The sequence below is a fragment of the Streptomyces sp. NPDC107581 genome, assembly GCF_055657175.1.
Map to the genome: position 1 here is coordinate 118,190 of NZ_JBVKBH010000007.1, position 16,102 is coordinate 134,291.

The following is a 16,102-nucleotide window of genomic DNA, read 5'->3' on the forward strand; positions in this document are numbered from 1 at the left end:
GCGCTTTCCCGTCGTAACAGGCGAACCCCCGATGTGTCGCTCAATATATGTTTATGTTCTTTTTCGTACGAAGGGGTGTCTTGTGACGGAGAGCCCTGCGGGACCGCCGCCATCGCCGGAGGAACACCGACGCCCCTGCGCATCCGGGGCGCTGACGCAGACTCAGGAGGCGTGTGACCTGACACCCGCTCAGTCCTTCGACGCGCTGTACGCGTTCTGCGCCCCCGCTCTCGTACGGCAGACCTACCTGCTCACCGGGCGCCGGGAACTGGCCCGGGAGGCCGTGGAGCGCGCCTTCCAGCAGGCCTGGCAACGCTGGCCCGAGGTGGCCCGGGACCGGGACCCGGCCGGGTGGGTACGGTCGACGGCGTACGAGTGCGCCCTCTCCCCCTGGCACCGGTTCCGGCCGCGCCACCGCTCCCCGGAGCCCCCGCCCACCGATCCCGCCGACCGTGCGCTGCTGCACGCCCTGCTGCAGCTCCCGCCGTCGTACCGGCGCACGCTCGTGCTGTACGACGGCGTCGGGCTCGATCTGCCGGAGACGGCGGCGGAGACGGAGGCGAGCACCCCGGCGGCGGCGAAACGCGTGACCCACGCGCGCGCCGCCGTGGCCGCCCAGGTGCCGGAGGTGGCCGACCCGGCCGCGTTGCACCGCCGGCTCGCGGAACTGGCCGCGGCGGAGCACCTGCGCGCGGCCAGGCCGCCGGCGGTGCGGACCTCGGGCGAGCGCCGGAGCGTGTTCTGGACCCGGGCGGCCATCGCCTTCACGGTCACGATCGTCGGAGCGACGACCCTGACGCTCCGCACGGCCCCCACCCGTTACGAGCCCCCCATCGCCCCGGCCCAGGCGGTGCAGGGCGTTCCCCCGCCGCCGGCCCTGGGCCCCCTGTCCCGGGAGGAAGCGGCCCTGCGCACCAAGCTGCACCAGGCGGAGGCCAACGGTCCGGACCGGATTGCCCCGGTCGCGCGCTGACGCGGACGATCGCGCCCGTGGCACGAGCGGGCGCGCCCGTGGCACGGGCGGGCGAGACGCCGGCGGTGCCGCCCGCGGGCGGGTGAAACGCCGGTGGGCCCGTCCCAGTCAAGGGAACGGGCCCACCGACGTGTTGTCAGGAAGCTCAGGCGCTCAGGATCTCCCGGGCGAGCTTCGCCGTCTCGGTCGGCGTCTTGCCGACCTTGACGCCGGCGGCCTCCAGGGCCTCCTTCTTCGCCTGGGCGGTGCCGGACGAGCCGGACACGATGGCGCCGGCGTGGCCCATCGTCTTGCCCTCGGGCGCGGTGAAGCCCGCGACGTAGCCGACGACCGGCTTGGTCACGTTCTCCTTGATGAAGGCCGCGGCCCGCTCCTCGGCGTCGCCGCCGATCTCACCGATCATGACGATGATGTCGGTGTCGGGGTCGTCCTGGAACGCCTTCAGCGCGTCGATGTGGGTGGTGCCGATGATCGGGTCACCACCGATGCCGACGCAGGTCGAGAAGCCGATGTCCCGCAGCTCGTACATCATCTGGTACGTCAGCGTGCCCGACTTCGAGACCAGGCCGATGCGGCCCGGCTTGGTGATGTCGGCCGGGATGATGCCGGCGTTCGACTGACCCGGGGTGATCAGGCCGGGGCAGTTCGGGCCGATGATCCGGGTCTTGTTGCCCTTCTTGCCCGCGTACGCCCAGAAGGCCGCCGTGTCGTGCACCGCGATGCCCTCGGTGATGACGACCGCGAGCGGGATCTCGGCGTCGATGGCCTCGACGACCGCGTCCTTGGTGAACTTCTCCGGGACGAAGATGACCGTGACGTCGGCGCCGGTCTTCTCGACGGCCTCGGCCACCGAGCCGAACACGGGGATCTCCGTGCCGTCGAAGTCGACGCTCTGGCCCGCCTTGCGCGGGTTCACGCCACCGACGATGTTCGTGCCGGAAGCCAGCATGCGCTTGGTGTGCTTCTGGCCCTCGGAGCCGGTCATGCCCTGGACGATGACCTTGGATTCCTTGGTGAGGAAGATAGCCATGGTTGTCTTTGCCCTCGTCCCTTACTTCGCGGCAGCAGCCAGCTCGGCGGCCTTGTCGGCCGCGCCGTCCATGGTGTCCACGCGCTGCACGAGCGGGTGGTTGCGGTCGTCAAGGATCTTGCGACCGAGCTCGGCGTTGTTGCCGTCCAGACGCACGACCAGCGGCTTGGTGACCTCTTCGCCCTTGGACTCCAGGAGCTCCAGGGCCTGCACGATGCCGTTGGCGACCGCGTCGCACGCGGTGATGCCGCCGAAGACGTTGACGAAGACGGACTTGACGTCCGGGTCGCCGAGGATGATCTCCAGGCCGTTCGCCATCACCTCGGCGGAGGCACCGCCACCGATGTCGAGGAAGTTGGCCGGCTTGACGCCCTTGTGGTTCTCACCCGCGTAGGCGACGACGTCCAGGGTCGACATGACCAGGCCCGCGCCGTTGCCGATGATGCCGACCTCGCCGTCGAGCTTGACGTAGTTGAGGCCCTTCTCCTTGGCGGCCGCCTCGAGCGGGTTGGCGGCGGCCCTGTCGTGGAGCTCCTCGTACTCGGGGTGACGGAACTCGGCGTTCTCGTCCAGCGACACCTTGCCGTCGAGGGCGATGACCTCGCCGGAGGCGACCTTCGCGAGCGGGTTGACCTCGACGAGGAGGGCGTCCGACTTGATGAAGGTGTCCCACAGCTTGACGAGGACGTTCGCGACCTTGTCGGCGACCTCGGCCGGGAACTTGGCGGCCGCGACGATCTCGCGGGCCTTGGCCTCGTCCACACCGTCGATGGCGTCGATCGGGGTCTTGGCGACGGCCTCCGGGCGGGTGGCCGCCACCTCCTCGATCTCCACGCCGCCCTCTACGGAGGCGATGGAGAGGAAGGTGCGGTTGGCACGGTCGAGGAGGAAGGAGACGTAGTACTCCTCGACGATCTCCGGAGCGGTCTCGGCGATCATGACCTTGTGGACCGTGTGGCCCTTGATGTCCATGCCGAGGATGTCCGTCGCACGGGCGACGGCCTCGTCCGCGGAGGCGGCCAGCTTGACGCCACCGGCCTTGCCGCGACCACCGACCTTCACCTGCGCCTTGACGACAGACTTGCCGCCCAGCCGCTCGGTGATCTCGCGCGCCGCCTCAGGCGTGTCGATGACTTCACCGGCCAGCACCGGTACATCGTGCTTGGCGAAGAGGTCCCTCGCCTGGTACTCGAACAGGTCCACGCGCTTCCGTCCCTATCAGTGATCTCGCGGTTCGTTGGATGCGTGGGCGTGCCGCGAAGGGCAACGTGACGTCCGCTTGTCACTAGGGGGGCGCACACGGTGTCCGAGCGCGCGGCATGTCCGTCTCGCAGGTTATCTCTGCTTGCGGGGGGCCTCTAAATCGCGGGTCACACCTGAGCGGTGATACCTGTCACATGATGCCGGTTTTCCTGACACGGCGTGCCGCGAAGTCGAGGCCTCACCGGGCTGGGGTTGACCCGGTGAGGCCTCTTGCCGGGGCCCAGAGAGCCCGGAGCGGTTGATCCCCACCCCAATGGGGACCGGCCGCTCTGTCCCGCGGGGTCCGGCCGGACGGGCCGACGGCATTCGGCCGTCCGGGTCGGCCACCCCGCGGAGTCCGTCCGGGGCACACAGCCCTGCTGCTCAATGCCCCGCTGCACGTCCTGTACGCCGTCCGGGTACGCCGGCCCCTGAACATGGCCGGAGCGCACGGGCCGGACGACGCCTTCGGGCACATCACCCACGGGGCGGTGCGCACATCACCCACGGGGCGGTGCAGGGGGTCGGGACGAGGGGGACGGAGGGACGGGAAGGACGGAGGGATCAGGGATGGAGGGGACGGAGGGGATGGGGCCTGCCGACCGGCCGGGGCTGACCGGGACGGCCCGGTGCCGTTCCAGAGGTCCGGGCGCGCCGGCGTGCGCGGGGCGGCAGGGCGGGAGACCCGAGGGGGCCCGGCCGTCGGGGGTGAGGGGGTGCGCGTCGGTGGAGCCGGCGGCACAGGGGAGGCAGGTGGGGCGTTGATTTTTGCACTGCCGGCCCGAGGCAGTGCAAGCCCCCTGCTACCGATGGATACGCATGTCCCCTGTGCGGCCCGGTGTCACACGGTGTCCGGTATCGGCAGTGGCCGCTTCTCGAGCGCCGCGGCCATCACCTCCGGGAACAGATCGGGCGTACAGGCGAAGGCCGGTGCGCCGAGTGCCGCGAGCGCCGCCGCATGCTCCCGGTCGTACGCGGGCGCCCCCTCGTCCGACAGCGCGAGCAGGGCCATGAACTGCACCCCGGACGCCTTCATCGCCACCACCCGCTTGAGCATCTCCTCGCGTATGCCGCCCTCGTACAGGTCACTGATCAGTACGACCACCGTCTCGGCGGGCCGGGTGATGTGCTCCTGGCAGTAGGCGAGCGCCCGGTTGATGTCCGTGCCGCCGCCGAGCTGGGTCCCGAAGAGGACGTCGACCGGGTCGTCCAGCTGGTCGGTGAGGTCCACCACCGCCGTGTCGAAGACGACCAGCCGGGTGCTGATCGACCGCATGGAGGCGAGCACCGCCCCGAACACCGACGCGTAGACCACGGACGCCGCCATCGAGCCCGACTGGTCGATGCAGAGGACGACCTCCTTCTTCACGGACTGCGCGGCCCGCCCGTAGCCGATGAGCCGCTCCGGCACGACGGTGCGGTACTCGGGCAGGTAGTGCTTGAGGTTGGCCGCGATGGTGCGGTTCCAGTCGATGTCGTGGTGGCGCGGCCGGTTGATGCGCGCGCTGCGGTCCAGGGCACCGGTGAGGGTGGCCCGGGTGCGCGTGGCCAGCCGCCGCTCCAGGTCCTCGACCACCCTGCGCACGACCGCCCGTGCCGTCTCCTTCGTCGTCTCCGGCATCGCCTTGTTGAGCGAGAGCAGCGTGCCGACCAGGTGGACGTCGGCCTCCACCGCCTCCAGCATCTCCGGCTCCAGCAGCAGGGCCGCCAGCCCCAGCCGGTCGATGGCGTCGCGTTGCATGACCTGGACGACGGAGGAGGGGAAGTAGGTACGGATGTCCCCCAGCCAGCGGGCCACGGACGGCGCCGAGGCGCCCAGGCCCGCCGACCGCTCCCGTCCCGCCTGCGGTCTGCCCCCCTTGCCGTACAGCGCGGCGAGCGTGCCGTCCATCGCCGCGTCGCGGCCCGACAGGGCGCATCCGGTGCCGTCGGACTGGTCGCCGCCGAGCACCAGCCGCCAGCGCCGCAGCCGCTCCCGGGCCGGATCGCCGGCGTCGGCCGGGATGCCGTTCACCATCGGCTCGGTCGTCATGTGCCCACCCCTGCGTAGCTGTCGGCGTCGGTCGTCTCCTGCTGCTCGGCGTCCAGGCCGAGCAGCAGCCGCAGCACCGGGAGTACGGCGTCGGCGCGCTCGGTGTCCGGTTCCGCGGCGAAGCCGGGTGTGCGGCTGCCCCGGGCGGTGGCGCCTGCCGTCTCCCCCGGCCCGCGCCGCACCAGTTCGCCGAGGGTTCTGCGCACTCCCGGCTCGTATGCCGAGAACGTGCGCCGCAGCAACGGCAGTACGTCCGTGAACGCCTCCGCCGGCACCCCGGTCAGCCAGGCGTCCACCAGGCCGAGCAGCCGCTCGTCGTGGACCAGCAGCATGCCGCCCCCTCCCCCGGCGAAGCCCTCGATCCAGGCGGCGGCGTCCGCGGGCGGCGTGCCCGGCGAAAGCACCAGCCCCATCAGCCGGGCCGCCTCTTGGGGCCCCAGCTCGCCGTCGTCCAGCAGCAGCCGGACGGCCCACCCCCGGACGATGCCGGGCACGGTGCCCCGCAGGGCCAGGGTCCGCAGCACGGAGCGCCAGCGGCCGCGCAGGTCTCCGTGTCCGGCGGCCGAGGTCCCGGGGAGGGTGTCCGCCAGCAGCCCCACCGCCGTGTGGACGGCCTCCACATGGTCCCGCATCTCCTGCGCCGCGTCCGCGTCCAGGGCGGCACAGGCCGGCGGAAGGCCCACGAAGATCCGCTCGGCGAGGCCCGCCGCGACGCCGGCCAGGGCGCCGGTGTCGGTGCCGCGCACATCGCCGTAGCGCAGGGTGCGGACGAGGGCGGGCAGGGCCTGGGCGAGGTGGCCGACGTCCGCGTCCAGGGCCGCCCGGTCGGCGAGCACGCGCATCACCACGGGCAGCGCGTCCGGCAGCCCGGCCGCCAGACAGAGCTCGGCGAGCGCGGTGACATCGGCGAGGGCCACCGCGGCCACCGCGTCCGCCTCCGCCCTGGCCGTCGCCGCGGCGAGTACGGTCGTCCCCCACACCCCCGCCTCGGCGACCCGCACCGACAGCTCCGGCTCCCAGCGCAGCCGCCAGGTCTCCCGAAAGGTGCCCGTACTCCCCCGCGACCGGACCGGCTCGCCCCAGCCGACGCCGAGCAGTCGCAGCCGGTGCAGCAGTCTGCTGCGGCCGGCGTCGGTCTCCTTGCGCAGGTCCAGTTCCCGCTCGCGCTCCAGCGCCTCCGGCTTGAGCCGCAGCCGGCGCTGCTCCCGGGCCAGGTCCCGCTGCAACGGCACCGCCGGCGCCGTCTCCGGAACCTCCCCCAGCGCATCCCCGACCACCAGCCGGTCGTGGACCAGGGCCAGTGGTACGTCCGAGCCGTCGCACATCACCGCGCGCACGGCGTCCGTGGTCTCGCTCAGGCCCGGCAGCGGACGGCCGCGCATGGCGGCGAGGGTCTCGGCGAGCCGTACCGCCTCGATGACGTGTGCGGAGGAGACGACCCGGTCCTCCTCGCGCAGCAGCCCCGCCACCTTGGTCAGCCACCGCTCGACCGGCCGGTCCGGGGTCCGGAACAGATGCCCGTACCAGCCCGGGGAGTCGATCCCGGCGCCGTACCCGCTCGACCGGGCCAGCCGCCGGTGCGTCCACGGCACCCAGGTCAGGTCGGCCTTGACCTTGGGCAGCCCCCTCAGCAGGGCCCGGTCGGCGGTGACGGCGGCCTTCTCCCGCAGCGCGGGCACGTGCCACGCCCCGCACACCACGGCCACCGCAGCACCGAACTCCCGCCGGGCCGCCCGCACCTGGAGTCGCATGTGCGCCTCCCGCACCAGGTCCCGGGGCCGCCCGCCGGCCCCGTACCGCTCCCGCAGCGCCGTCATGGCCTCCTCCAGCGCGGTGAACGGGGCGAAGGGGTCCCGGCGGCCCGGGCCGCGGTGCTCGACGGCGTCCTCCCACCACCGCTCGGGATCGTCGTACCCGGCGGCCTCGGCGAGCGCGGCGAGGGGGTCGACGCGCAGGTCCCGCACCGCGCCCGGGTCGCCTTCGGTGCCGGCATGGGTGCCGGTGCCGGCGTGGGTGGCGGTGCCGGCGTGGGTGGCGGTGCCGGCGTCGGATTCGGCATGGGTGCCGGCGTCGGATTCGGCGTCGGCTTCCGCCTCGGTGTCCCAGGCCAGGGTGTGTGTGGCCGGCAGGTCGATGAAGCGGGCCGGGACGCCCTGCTCCAGGGCCCAGCGGAGCGCCACCCACTCGGGGCTGAACTCGGCCAGCGGCCAGAACGCCGAGCGGCCGGGCTCGTCGACGGCATGGGCGAGCAGGGCGACCGGCGGCCGCAGGTCCGGGTCGGCGGCCAGCGGGATCAGCGCGTCGGCCTCGGGCGGCCCCTCGACCAGGACGACGCCGGGCCGGGCGGCTTCCAGGGCCGCCCGCACCGCGCGCGCCGAGCCGGGCCCGTGGTGCCGGACACCGAGCAGCAGCGGTCCGGATTCGAAGGCGTACCGCCGTCCCCAGGTGGAGTCGCCCGCGCCGTCCGCCTCGACCGGCTCGTCCGCCTCATGCCTCCCGTCCGCCCGGGCGGATTCGTCGCTCATACGCTCACCTCCCGGCAGGCCCGGTAGAAGTCCTTCCAGCCGTCACGCTCACGGACGACGGTCTCCAGGTACTCCTGCCAGATCACGCGGTCGGCCGCCGGATCGCGGACGACGGAGCCGAGGATGCCGGCGGCGACGTCACCCGGGCGCAGGACGCCGTCGCCGAAGTGAGCCGCCAGGGCCAGGCCGCCCGTGACGACGGAGATCGCCTCCGCGGTGGAGAGCGTGCCGCTCGGCGACTTCAGCTTCGTCCGTCCGTCGGCGGTCATGCCGTCGCGCAGCTCCCGGAAGACGGTCACGACCCGGCGGATCTCCTCGATGCCGTCGGGCGCGGCCGGCAGGTCGAGGGAGCGGCCGATCTGCTCGACGCGGCGCGTGACGATGTCGACCTCGGCGTCGGCGCTCTCCGGCAGCGGCAGCACCACGGTGTTGAAGCGGCGGCGCAGCGCGCTGGAGAGCTCGTTGACACCGCGGTCGCGGTCGTTGGCGGTGGCGATGAGGCTGAAGCCGCGGACCGCCTGCACCTCCTGGCCCAGCTCCGGGATCGGCAGGGTCTTCTCGGACAGGATCGTGATCAGCGTGTCCTGGACGTCGGCCGGGATGCGGGTCAGCTCCTCCACGCGGGCCGTCATGCCTTCGGCCATGGCCCGCATGACGGGGCTGGGCACCAGGGCGTCGCGGCTGGGACCGTGCGCGAGCAGCTGCGCGTAGTTCCAGCCGTAGCGGATCGCCTCCTCCGGCGTGCCGGCCGTGCCCTGCACCAGCAGCGTCGAGTCGCCGCTGACGGCGGCCGCCAGATGCTCCGACACCCAGGTCTTGGCCGTGCCGGGCACGCCGAGCAGGAGCAGGGCGCGGTCGGTGGCGAGGGTGGTGACGGCGACCTCGACGATGCGGCGCGGGCCCACGTACTTCGGGGTGATCACCGTGCCGTCCGGCAGGGTGCCGCCGAGCAGGTACGTCGCCACCGCCCACGGGGACAGCCTCCAGCGGGCGGGGCGCGGGCGGTCGTCCTGGGCGGCCAGCGCGGCGAGTTCGGCGGCGAAGGCGTGCTCGGCGTGCGGTCGCAACGCCTGCGAGCCCTGGTTCCCGTTCGCTTCGACGGACGTCGGTTCCACGGACACAGTCATGGCTGAGGCCCCCTCCAGCTCGGCCGGTTCGGATCTGGCATCCACCGTGCACCACGCCACTGACAATTGCCCTGACCTGCACAAACGCGTCCGCCAAGCCGATTGTCAGTGGTGGCGCCTACCGTCGGTGGCATGACTGAGCAGGGGGTGCGCCGGACCGCGGAGCAGGTGCTGGCACTGGCGCCTGACGCCGCGTCACGCAAGGCGGGAAGCAGGCTGGGCACGGCCGGGCCGTGGTCGGAGGCGGGGAGCAGAGAGGGGACGGTGTGGGGGCTGTGCAAGGGCAGCGGCAGCAGGCCGTACCAGACGGTGGTGGACCTCACGGACGCCGCCTCCCCCGGATACAAGTGCAGTTGTCCGAGCCGGAAGTTCCCGTGCAAGCACGCGCTCGGACTGCTCCTGCTGTGGGCGGGCGACGAGGGCGCGGTGCCGGCGGCTGCCGAGCCGCCGGACTGGGCCGGGCAGTGGCTGGCGGGCCGCCGCGGACGCGCGGAGAGCAAGCGGACGGAGAGCGGCGGGAGTTCCGCGTCCGGGTCCGCTGATCCGGAGGCGGCGCGACAGCGGGCGGAGCGCCGGGCCGCACGGGTCACGGCGGGGGCGACGGAGCTGGAGCAGCGCCTGGCCGACCTGCTGCGCGGCGGCCTGGCGTCCGCGGAGCAGGCGGGGTACGGCCCGTGGGACGAGACGGCGGCCCGCATGGTCGACGCACAGGCGCCCGGACTGGCCGCCCGGGTGAGGGAATTGGGGGCGATTCCCGCCTCCGGGCCGGGCTGGCCGGCCCGCCTGCTGGAGGAGTGCGCCCTGGTGCACCTCCTCGACCAGGGCTGGCTGCGTCGCGACCTGCTGCCGGAACCCCTCGCGGCCACGGTCCGCTCCCGGCTCGGCCTGCCCGCACCGGCGGACGGTCCGCCCGTACGCGACCGCTGGCTGGCCCTCGCCCAGTACGACACGGTGGACCCGAAGCTGACGACACGTCGTATATGGCTCCACGGCGCCGAGTCGGGCCACACCCGGCTGCTCCTCTCCTACGGCGCCGCCGGCCGGGCCCCGGAGCTGTCACTGCCGGCCGGTCTGGTGCTGGAGGCCGAACTGTCCGCGTTCCCCGGCGCCGGCCAGGTGCGGGCGGCCCTGGGCGAGCAGTACGCCCCGCCCGTTCCCGCCGCGATCCGCCCGCGGGGCCTGACCACGGCCCAGGCCGCGGTCCGCTACGGCGAGGCGCTGCGTGAGGACCCCTGGCTGGACTCGGTGCCGGTGACGCTGGCGGGCGTCGTCCCGGCGCCGGACGGGGAGCCGGGCGGGTGGCAGCTGGCCGACGCGGAGGAGGACTCGGCGCTGCCGCTCACCCCGGCCGCCCGCCTCCGCCCGGGGCTGTGGCGCCTGGTCGCCCTCTCCGGAGGCTCCCCCGTCACGGTTTTCGGCGAGTGCGGCCACCGCGGCTTCACCCCGCTGACGGCATGGCCCCAGGGCCCGGGCGGGCCGGTGACGCTGTGCTGAGCAGGCCGGCGACTCAGGGACCCCGAGGAAAGGGAACGTGATGAACGGAACCTCGACCGCACCGGCCGCCGGGACGACCGCGACGAGCGCCGCGCCCACGACGTCCAGTCGGACCCCGGCCGCCCCGGCCGCCCCGACTGCCTGGCCTGCCCCGACTACCCCGGCTGCCCCGGCTGCCGGGAACGCCGCCCACGGACCCGTGCCGGCGGCCGCCGGGCAGTCCGGCGGCGGCCCGTTCCCGTCCTCCTGGGAGGACCTCGTCACCACCGCCCTCCTCGGCACCGACCGCCGGCCGCCGACGGCTGCCGTCTTCGGCCGGGAGGCGCCGGTGGCGTTGCTGGATGCCGCCGCCCTGGCGACCGTACGGCGACGGGCGGGGCTGCGGCCCGCGCGGGCGGCGCGGCGGCCGGAGCGCGCCCCCGAGGATCCGCGTCCGGCGCTGCCCACCGCCGCGGCCCGCAGGCTCACGATGCTGCTGGCCGACCGTTCCGGCGGCGGAGGCGGCCGGCGGGGCAGCGCACCGGACCTCATGGAGCTGCTCCCGCAGTGGCTCGCGGCGGCCAACGCCCATGGGTACGCGGCGCCCCCGCAGACCGTGCCGGCGCTGCTGGACGCCGCCCGTGGCCGTACGGACCTGCGGCCGGCGGCGCTGGCGTTCGCCGGGCCACGGGCGTTGTGGCTGGCCCGGCTGAATCCGGACTGGCGTTTCGCCCTGCGCTCGGCCCCGGGCGGCGGCACGGGGCTGCCGGACGCCGAGGACGAGGAGGCGGTGCAGCGGCTGTGGCAGGAGGGCCTGTTCGCCGAGCGGGTCGCCCTGCTGGCCGCGCTGCGGGCCCGCACACCCGCCTTCGCACGGGAGCTGCTGGCGGGGACCTGGGCGAGAGAGCGGGCCGAGGACCGGCTGATGTTCCTCGACTCGCTGCGCACGGGCCACTCGCCCGAGGACGAGCCGTTCCTGGAGCGGGCGCTGGGCGATCGCAGCCGCAACGTCCGGGCGACGGCTGCGGAGCTGCTGTCCGCGCTGCCGGGCTCGGCGCTCGCCGGGCGCATGGCGGCTCGGGCCACGGCTTGTGTGGCCGTCGACCGCACGGAGAGCTCGCCGGCGATCGTCGTGGAGGCGCCGCACGAGTGCGATCCGGGCATGGAGCGGGACGGCGTGGCGGCCCAGCCTCCCACGGGCCGGGGGGAACGGTCCTGGTGGCTCGGCCAGTTGGTGGAAGCGGCGCCGCTCGGGGCCTGGCCGGCGAGGTTCGGCGGCCGCAGCCCGGAAGAGATCGTGGCGCTGCCGGTGGCCGACGGCTGGCAGGGCGAGCTGCACGCGGCCTGGTGCCGGGCGGCGGTGCGGCAGCGGGACGCCGAGTGGTCGAGAGCGCTGCTCGGGGCGCCGTCGGCGCCGGAGGCGGGCGGGCCGGGGGCGGTCTCCCTGGCGGAGCGCGCGAAGCTGCTGGCCGCGCTGGAAGCCGGGGAACGGGCGGAGTGGGTGGCGGGTTTCATCGCGACGCACGGCCTGTCGGAGGCGTTCCAGCTGCTCGGAGTGTGCGCGGTGCCCTGGGCCGCACCGCTCGGCCGGGCGGTGGTGGATGCCCTCAACATCGCCCGGGACGCGGGCAGTTACCCCTGGAGCTTCAGCGGGGTGATGGGGCTGGCGGAGCGCTGCCTGGACCCGGCGGAAACCGCACGCCTGGACGGCCTGCTGGCGATACCGGACGAGCGGGAGGATGCGTCGCCGGGGGCCGGCGGGTACTGGGCGGAGGCGTTCCAGCGCCTGGTGAGCACGCTGCGGTTGCGGGCGGCGATGGCTGCGGAGTTGAGCGATGCCGGTCCGTCCGGGGCATGAGGACGGACAGGCGCACGCGGCGGCGGTCCGGCGCGTGAGAACGAAACGAGCCGCCGCAAGCTCCAGCGATCCAGCGCGCGAGGTGGAACAGGCGCAACCTCCAGTGGTCCAGCGCGCGAAGGGGAGCAGGCGCAAGCTCCCGTGGTCCACCGCGCTAAGCGAAGCGGACGCAAGCTCAAGCACTACGGGGCGCGAGGTGGAGCGGACGCAAGCTCAAGCACTACGGGGCGCGAGGTGGAGCGGGCGCAAGCTCAAGGACTAAGCACTACGGGGTGCGAGGTCATGCCGCCACCGGCTCGCACAGGCCGGCGTATGAGGTGGAGCAGATGCGGACTCAAGCACTCCGGCGGCCGAGAACAGGCCGCGCAAGCTCCCGCAGTCCTGCGCGAGGGGGCGAGCGGGCGAAGACACCAGCCCCCCCGTCCGGCGGGTGAGGACGGACCGTGCAGGCCGGGACGGGAAGCCGGGAGACCGCCCTCGGTGTCCGGCGGCCCCCGCTCATGTCACTGCAGGCTCAGCCCCCGGAAGCGGCCGGCTGCTGGACGTTCGCCCGCACCCATTCCACGATCGACCCGGTCGTCGCCCCCGGCGTGAAGATCTCCGCGACGCCCTTCTCCTTCAGCGGCGGGATGTCCTCCTCGGGGATGATGCCGCCGCCGAAGACGAGGATGTCCTCGGCGTCACGCTCCTTGAGGAGGTCGATGACCGCGGCGAAGAGCGTGTTGTGGGCGCCCGAGAGGATGGACAGACCGATCGCGTCGGCGTCCTCCTGGATGGCGGTGTCGACGATCTGCTCCGGCGTCTGGTGAAGCCCGGTGTAGATGACCTCCATGCCGGCGTCGCGCAGCGCCCGTGCGATGACCTTGGCCCCGCGATCGTGGCCGTCGAGCCCCGGCTTGGCCACCACCACACGGATCGGACCGGCTGCCACACCCATCACTGCCTCCATCAAGCGACCACGGAAGCCACCGCTTCCGTCCGTACCGACAAGTACCGCACAACCGGCGCGTTCCGCCACCCGTCGGGAAGTGAACGAACGTTATCTCCAGCATCCCGCAACCGGCGGTTTTACGGTGCGGAGCGAGGGGGAAATCACACGGTGGGACATGAGGGCACACGGGGGATCGAGCCGTCCCCCTGTGTGCCGACAGGAGGTCGGCCCATGAAGGTCACCGGGGTACTGCCGCTCTTCCTCCCGTTCTACCGGCGCCTGTGGCCGGGCAGACTGGCCGACCTGTCGATGGCCCTGCTCAAGGCGACCGCGCTGGAAGCCGCGATCCTGGCCGGCCACCTGGTGCTGTATCCGACCGGCCTCACCCAGGAGCGCAGGGTTCCCGTACTCCCCGAGCAGGAGGGCGCCGCCCGGCTGCCCGGCCGGGCCGCCCCGCCGGTGGTCCTGCTGCACGGGTTCATCGACAACCGCTCGGTCTTCGTCCTGCTGCGCCGCAACCTCGCGCAGCACGGCAGGCAGCGTGTCACCTCGCTCAACTACTCTCCGCTGACCTGTGACATACGCACGGCGGCGGAGCTGCTGGGACGGCACATCGAGGAGATCTGCGAGCGCACCGGAAGCGGGCAGGTCGACATCGTGGGGCACAGCCTGGGCGGGCTGATCGCGCGCTACTACGCGCAGTGCCTCGGCGGCGACCTGCGGGTGCGCACGCTCGTCACCCTCGGCACCCCGCACTCCGGCACCCGCGCCGTGCCGCTGGCCAGCGCGCATCCGATCGTGCGGCAGATGCGGCCGGGCTCGGAGGTGATCGAGGAGCTCAGCCGGCCCGCGCCCGGCTGCCGTACGCGGTTCGTCGGCTTCTGGAGCGACCTCGACGCCGTGATGGATCCGCTGGAGACGGCCTGCATCGATCATCCCGACCTGGATGCGCAGAACGTCCGGGTCTCCGGGATCGGCCATCTCGCCCTGCCGGTGCACCCCGCCGTCGCGGCGGGGATACGCGAGGCACTGGACACCGCGTGCCCCGAGGACCGGCGCTCCGACGGTCTGACGGTGGCCTGAGAGGCACGGCGTGACAGGCGCCCGAGGGCGCCCTCACATCGGGGACACGGCCGGCGCACAGGCGGCGCACCGCCACCGGACATCGAACATTCGTCGAACGCAAGGCCAAACTCGCGTCCGTGGTCCCCCGAATCACGGCCGAATGCCCGTTTCGGTCCAACGCGAAACCAGCCGAAGATTGTCCCGCCCGCGTACCGACGGGTACAGTCGCCGCACTGCTCTGGCAGCCCCTGTTGTCGAGGCGAAAGAGAAGTTGGTGAACGACCGTCACCCGTCGGGGACCGTGACTCCCCCGGCTCCGGCTTCCGCCGCCTCCGCTGCGCACTACGCGCCGTACGGCGCACAGGAAGCCCCCTACGACGACCTCACCACGTACGGCAGCTACGACGCCGGCGGTTTTGCGGCCGGCGCCGACGGTGCCGGCGGCTTCGGCACGGATCCGCTCTTCGGCAGCCTCCCCGGGCAGCAGCAGCACACGGGCGCCTACGACACCACGCAGTGGCAGGCCGGTACCGGCCAGACCCTGAACTACGACCCGTACGCGGCCCAGCACCACGCCGCCTACGACTCGGGCGTGTACGACACCACGGCCTGGACGGTCCCCGCACAGGCCACGGGCAACGACGTCACCGGCCAGTGGGACGCGGGCGCCTGGCTGCAGCCCGACCAGTCCGCCGGCGCCGCCCCCACCCAGCAGTGGGAGTGGGGCACCCAGACCTTCGACACGGGCGCCTACGACGCCACGCAGTGGAACTCCGACGGCTCGGCCGTGGCGCACGAGCAGCTTGCCGAACCGTTCGACCAGCAGGCCACGGCGACGTTCGAGCAGGTCGGCGACGCGCAGGCGACCGCCGCCTTCGCGCAGGTGACGTACGAGAACGCCGCCCCCGGCGGGTACGGGGAGTACGGCGGCTTCGATGAACCGTCCGGCGGGGACGGCGCGTTGGGCGCCACCGGCGAGATGCCTGCCGTACCGTCCCTGCTCGAGGACCAGGAAGAGATCGCCCCGGCCCCGGCGTCCCGTGCGGGCTCCCGCGGCGGGGCGCGTTCCCGGCGTCGTACGCCCCCCAAGCGCTCCGCGCTGCTGACCGTCGCCGTGCCCTCGGCCTGTGTGATGGGGGTCGCCGGGATCGCGGCCGCCTCCGTGGGGAGCCTGACCGACGGCGGCAAGGACACCACCGCCTCGGCCTCGGACGCGCATGCGGTGAAGCCGTCCATCGCCAACAGCGAGCTGGACAGCCAGCTCAAGACCCTCTCCGCGAGCGCCGACAACTTCGCCGACCGGGCGAGCCGTACGCAGGACCGCATCGACCTCAAGACGCAGCAGGCGCTGGAGAAGAAGAAGGCGGCCGCGGCGGCCGCGCTCAAGGAGCGGCTGCGGCCCAAGTTCGTGCTGCCGGTCACGCAGAAGGGCCTCAGCGCCTACTTCGGCCAGGCCGGTGTGAACTGGATGTCCGTGCACACGGGCATCGACTTCCCGGTCTCGTACGGCACCACGGTGATGGCCGCCACCGACGGCGTCGTCTCCACCAAGTGGAACAGCGCCTACGGCAACATGCTGATCGTGACGGCGAAGGACGGCACGGAGACCTGGTACTGCCACCTCTCCAGCTACCGCGTCGCCTCCGGTACCTCCGTGAAGGCCGGCCAGCCGGTCGCCTACTCCGGCAACTCGGGCAACTCCACCGGCCCGCACCTGCACTTCGAGGTACGGCCCGCGGGCGGTGCGGCCATAGACCCGCTGCCGTGGCTGCGCAGCCACGGCCTGGACCCGACCTGAGCCCCGTATGAAGTGAGCCCCGCCGGTCCGGCGGGGCTCAGTTCGTCC

General features: G+C 73.4%; 11 protein-coding genes. 5 read left to right on the plus strand and 6 right to left on the minus strand.

Translation table 11 applies throughout. The features are described 5' to 3' along the window. Positions 1–31: 31 nt before the first annotated feature. Complete coding sequence (locus tag ACZ7P3_RS19405; RefSeq protein WP_472083209.1) at positions 32–973, plus strand: RNA polymerase sigma factor; 942 nt, start codon at positions 32–34, stop codon at positions 971–973. Between the two features lie 145 nt (positions 974–1,118). On the opposite strand, the gene sucD is transcribed toward ACZ7P3_RS19405, so the two are convergent. The 5 genes from sucD to ACZ7P3_RS19430 form a co-directional block, all read right to left on the minus strand. Next, positions 1,119–2,003, minus strand: a complete 885-nt coding sequence (gene sucD / locus ACZ7P3_RS19410; RefSeq protein WP_472083211.1) for a succinate--CoA ligase subunit alpha — start codon at positions 2,001–2,003, stop codon at positions 1,119–1,121. Between the two features lie 21 nt (positions 2,004–2,024). Next, positions 2,025–3,206 carry an ADP-forming succinate--CoA ligase subunit beta gene (gene sucC / locus ACZ7P3_RS19415; RefSeq protein WP_472083213.1) on the minus strand — a complete coding sequence of 394 codons (1,182 nt, stop codon included), beginning with the start codon at positions 3,204–3,206 and terminating at the stop codon, positions 2,025–2,027. 880 nt (positions 3,207–4,086) lie between these two features. Next, positions 4,087–5,277, minus strand: a complete 1,191-nt coding sequence (locus tag ACZ7P3_RS19420) for a VWA domain-containing protein (RefSeq protein WP_472083215.1) — start codon at positions 5,275–5,277, stop codon at positions 4,087–4,089. Then, on the minus strand, positions 5,274–7,802 hold the full coding sequence (locus ACZ7P3_RS19425) for a DUF5682 family protein (RefSeq protein WP_472083217.1): 2,529 nt from the start codon (positions 7,800–7,802) through the stop codon (positions 5,274–5,276). Before ACZ7P3_RS19425 ends, ACZ7P3_RS19420 begins: the two co-directional genes overlap by 4 nt. Beyond that, a complete protein-coding gene (locus ACZ7P3_RS19430; RefSeq protein ID WP_472083219.1) occupies positions 7,799–8,929 on the minus strand; it encodes an ATP-binding protein in 1,131 nt (376 codons plus the stop codon). The genes ACZ7P3_RS19425 and ACZ7P3_RS19430 overlap by 4 nt, the downstream gene beginning before the upstream one ends. 132 nt (positions 8,930–9,061) lie before the next feature. Here ACZ7P3_RS19430 and ACZ7P3_RS19435 point away from each other — a divergent pair, with 132 nt between their 5' ends. Together ACZ7P3_RS19435 and ACZ7P3_RS19440 are read left to right on the plus strand one after the other, a co-directional pair. Continuing rightward, positions 9,062–10,423: an SWIM zinc finger family protein gene (locus ACZ7P3_RS19435; protein WP_472083221.1), complete on the plus strand. Its 1,362-nt coding sequence runs from the start codon at positions 9,062–9,064 to the stop codon at positions 10,421–10,423. 40 nt (positions 10,424–10,463) lie between these two features. Then, on the plus strand, positions 10,464–12,260 hold the full coding sequence (locus ACZ7P3_RS19440) for a DUF5691 domain-containing protein (protein WP_472083223.1): 1,797 nt from the start codon (positions 10,464–10,466) through the stop codon (positions 12,258–12,260). A 514-nt stretch (positions 12,261–12,774) separates the two neighbouring features. On the opposite strand, the gene ACZ7P3_RS19445 is transcribed toward ACZ7P3_RS19440, so the two are convergent. After that, complete coding sequence (locus ACZ7P3_RS19445) at positions 12,775–13,197, minus strand: cobalamin B12-binding domain-containing protein (protein ID WP_472083225.1); 423 nt, start codon at positions 13,195–13,197, stop codon at positions 12,775–12,777. 225 nt (positions 13,198–13,422) lie between these two features. Here ACZ7P3_RS19445 and ACZ7P3_RS19450 point away from each other — a divergent pair, with 225 nt between their 5' ends. Beyond that, positions 13,423–14,274: an esterase/lipase family protein gene (locus tag ACZ7P3_RS19450; RefSeq protein ID WP_472083227.1), complete on the plus strand. Its 852-nt coding sequence runs from the start codon at positions 13,423–13,425 to the stop codon at positions 14,272–14,274. A 256-nt stretch (positions 14,275–14,530) separates the two neighbouring features. Continuing rightward, entirely contained in the window at positions 14,531–16,054 is a 1,524-nt protein-coding gene (locus tag ACZ7P3_RS19455; protein WP_472083229.1) for a M23 family metallopeptidase, read from the plus strand. Positions 16,055–16,102: the final 48 nt, after the last annotated feature.

What these genes read in the sequence shown, in the direction of transcription:
- ACZ7P3_RS19405 (WP_472083209.1), top strand. Translation starts at nt 32, where the DNA reads ATGTGTCGCTCAATATATGTTTATGTTCTTTTTCGTACGAAGGGGTGT.
- sucD (WP_472083211.1), bottom strand. Translation starts at nt 2,003, where the DNA reads ATGGCTATCTTCCTCACCAAGGAATCCAAGGTCATCGTCCAGGGCATG.
- ACZ7P3_RS19420 (WP_472083215.1), bottom strand. Translation starts at nt 5,277, where the DNA reads ATGACGACCGAGCCGATGGTGAACGGCATCCCGGCCGACGCCGGCGAT.
- ACZ7P3_RS19425 (WP_472083217.1), bottom strand. Translation starts at nt 7,802, where the DNA reads ATGAGCGACGAATCCGCCCGGGCGGACGGGAGGCATGAGGCGGACGAG.
- ACZ7P3_RS19430 (WP_472083219.1), bottom strand. Translation starts at nt 8,929, where the DNA reads ATGACTGTGTCCGTGGAACCGACGTCCGTCGAAGCGAACGGGAACCAG.
- ACZ7P3_RS19435 (WP_472083221.1), top strand. Translation starts at nt 9,062, where the DNA reads ATGACTGAGCAGGGGGTGCGCCGGACCGCGGAGCAGGTGCTGGCACTG.
- ACZ7P3_RS19440 (WP_472083223.1), top strand. Translation starts at nt 10,464, where the DNA reads ATGAACGGAACCTCGACCGCACCGGCCGCCGGGACGACCGCGACGAGC.
- ACZ7P3_RS19445 (WP_472083225.1), bottom strand. Translation starts at nt 13,197, where the DNA reads ATGGGTGTGGCAGCCGGTCCGATCCGTGTGGTGGTGGCCAAGCCGGGG.
- ACZ7P3_RS19450 (WP_472083227.1), top strand. Translation starts at nt 13,423, where the DNA reads ATGAAGGTCACCGGGGTACTGCCGCTCTTCCTCCCGTTCTACCGGCGC.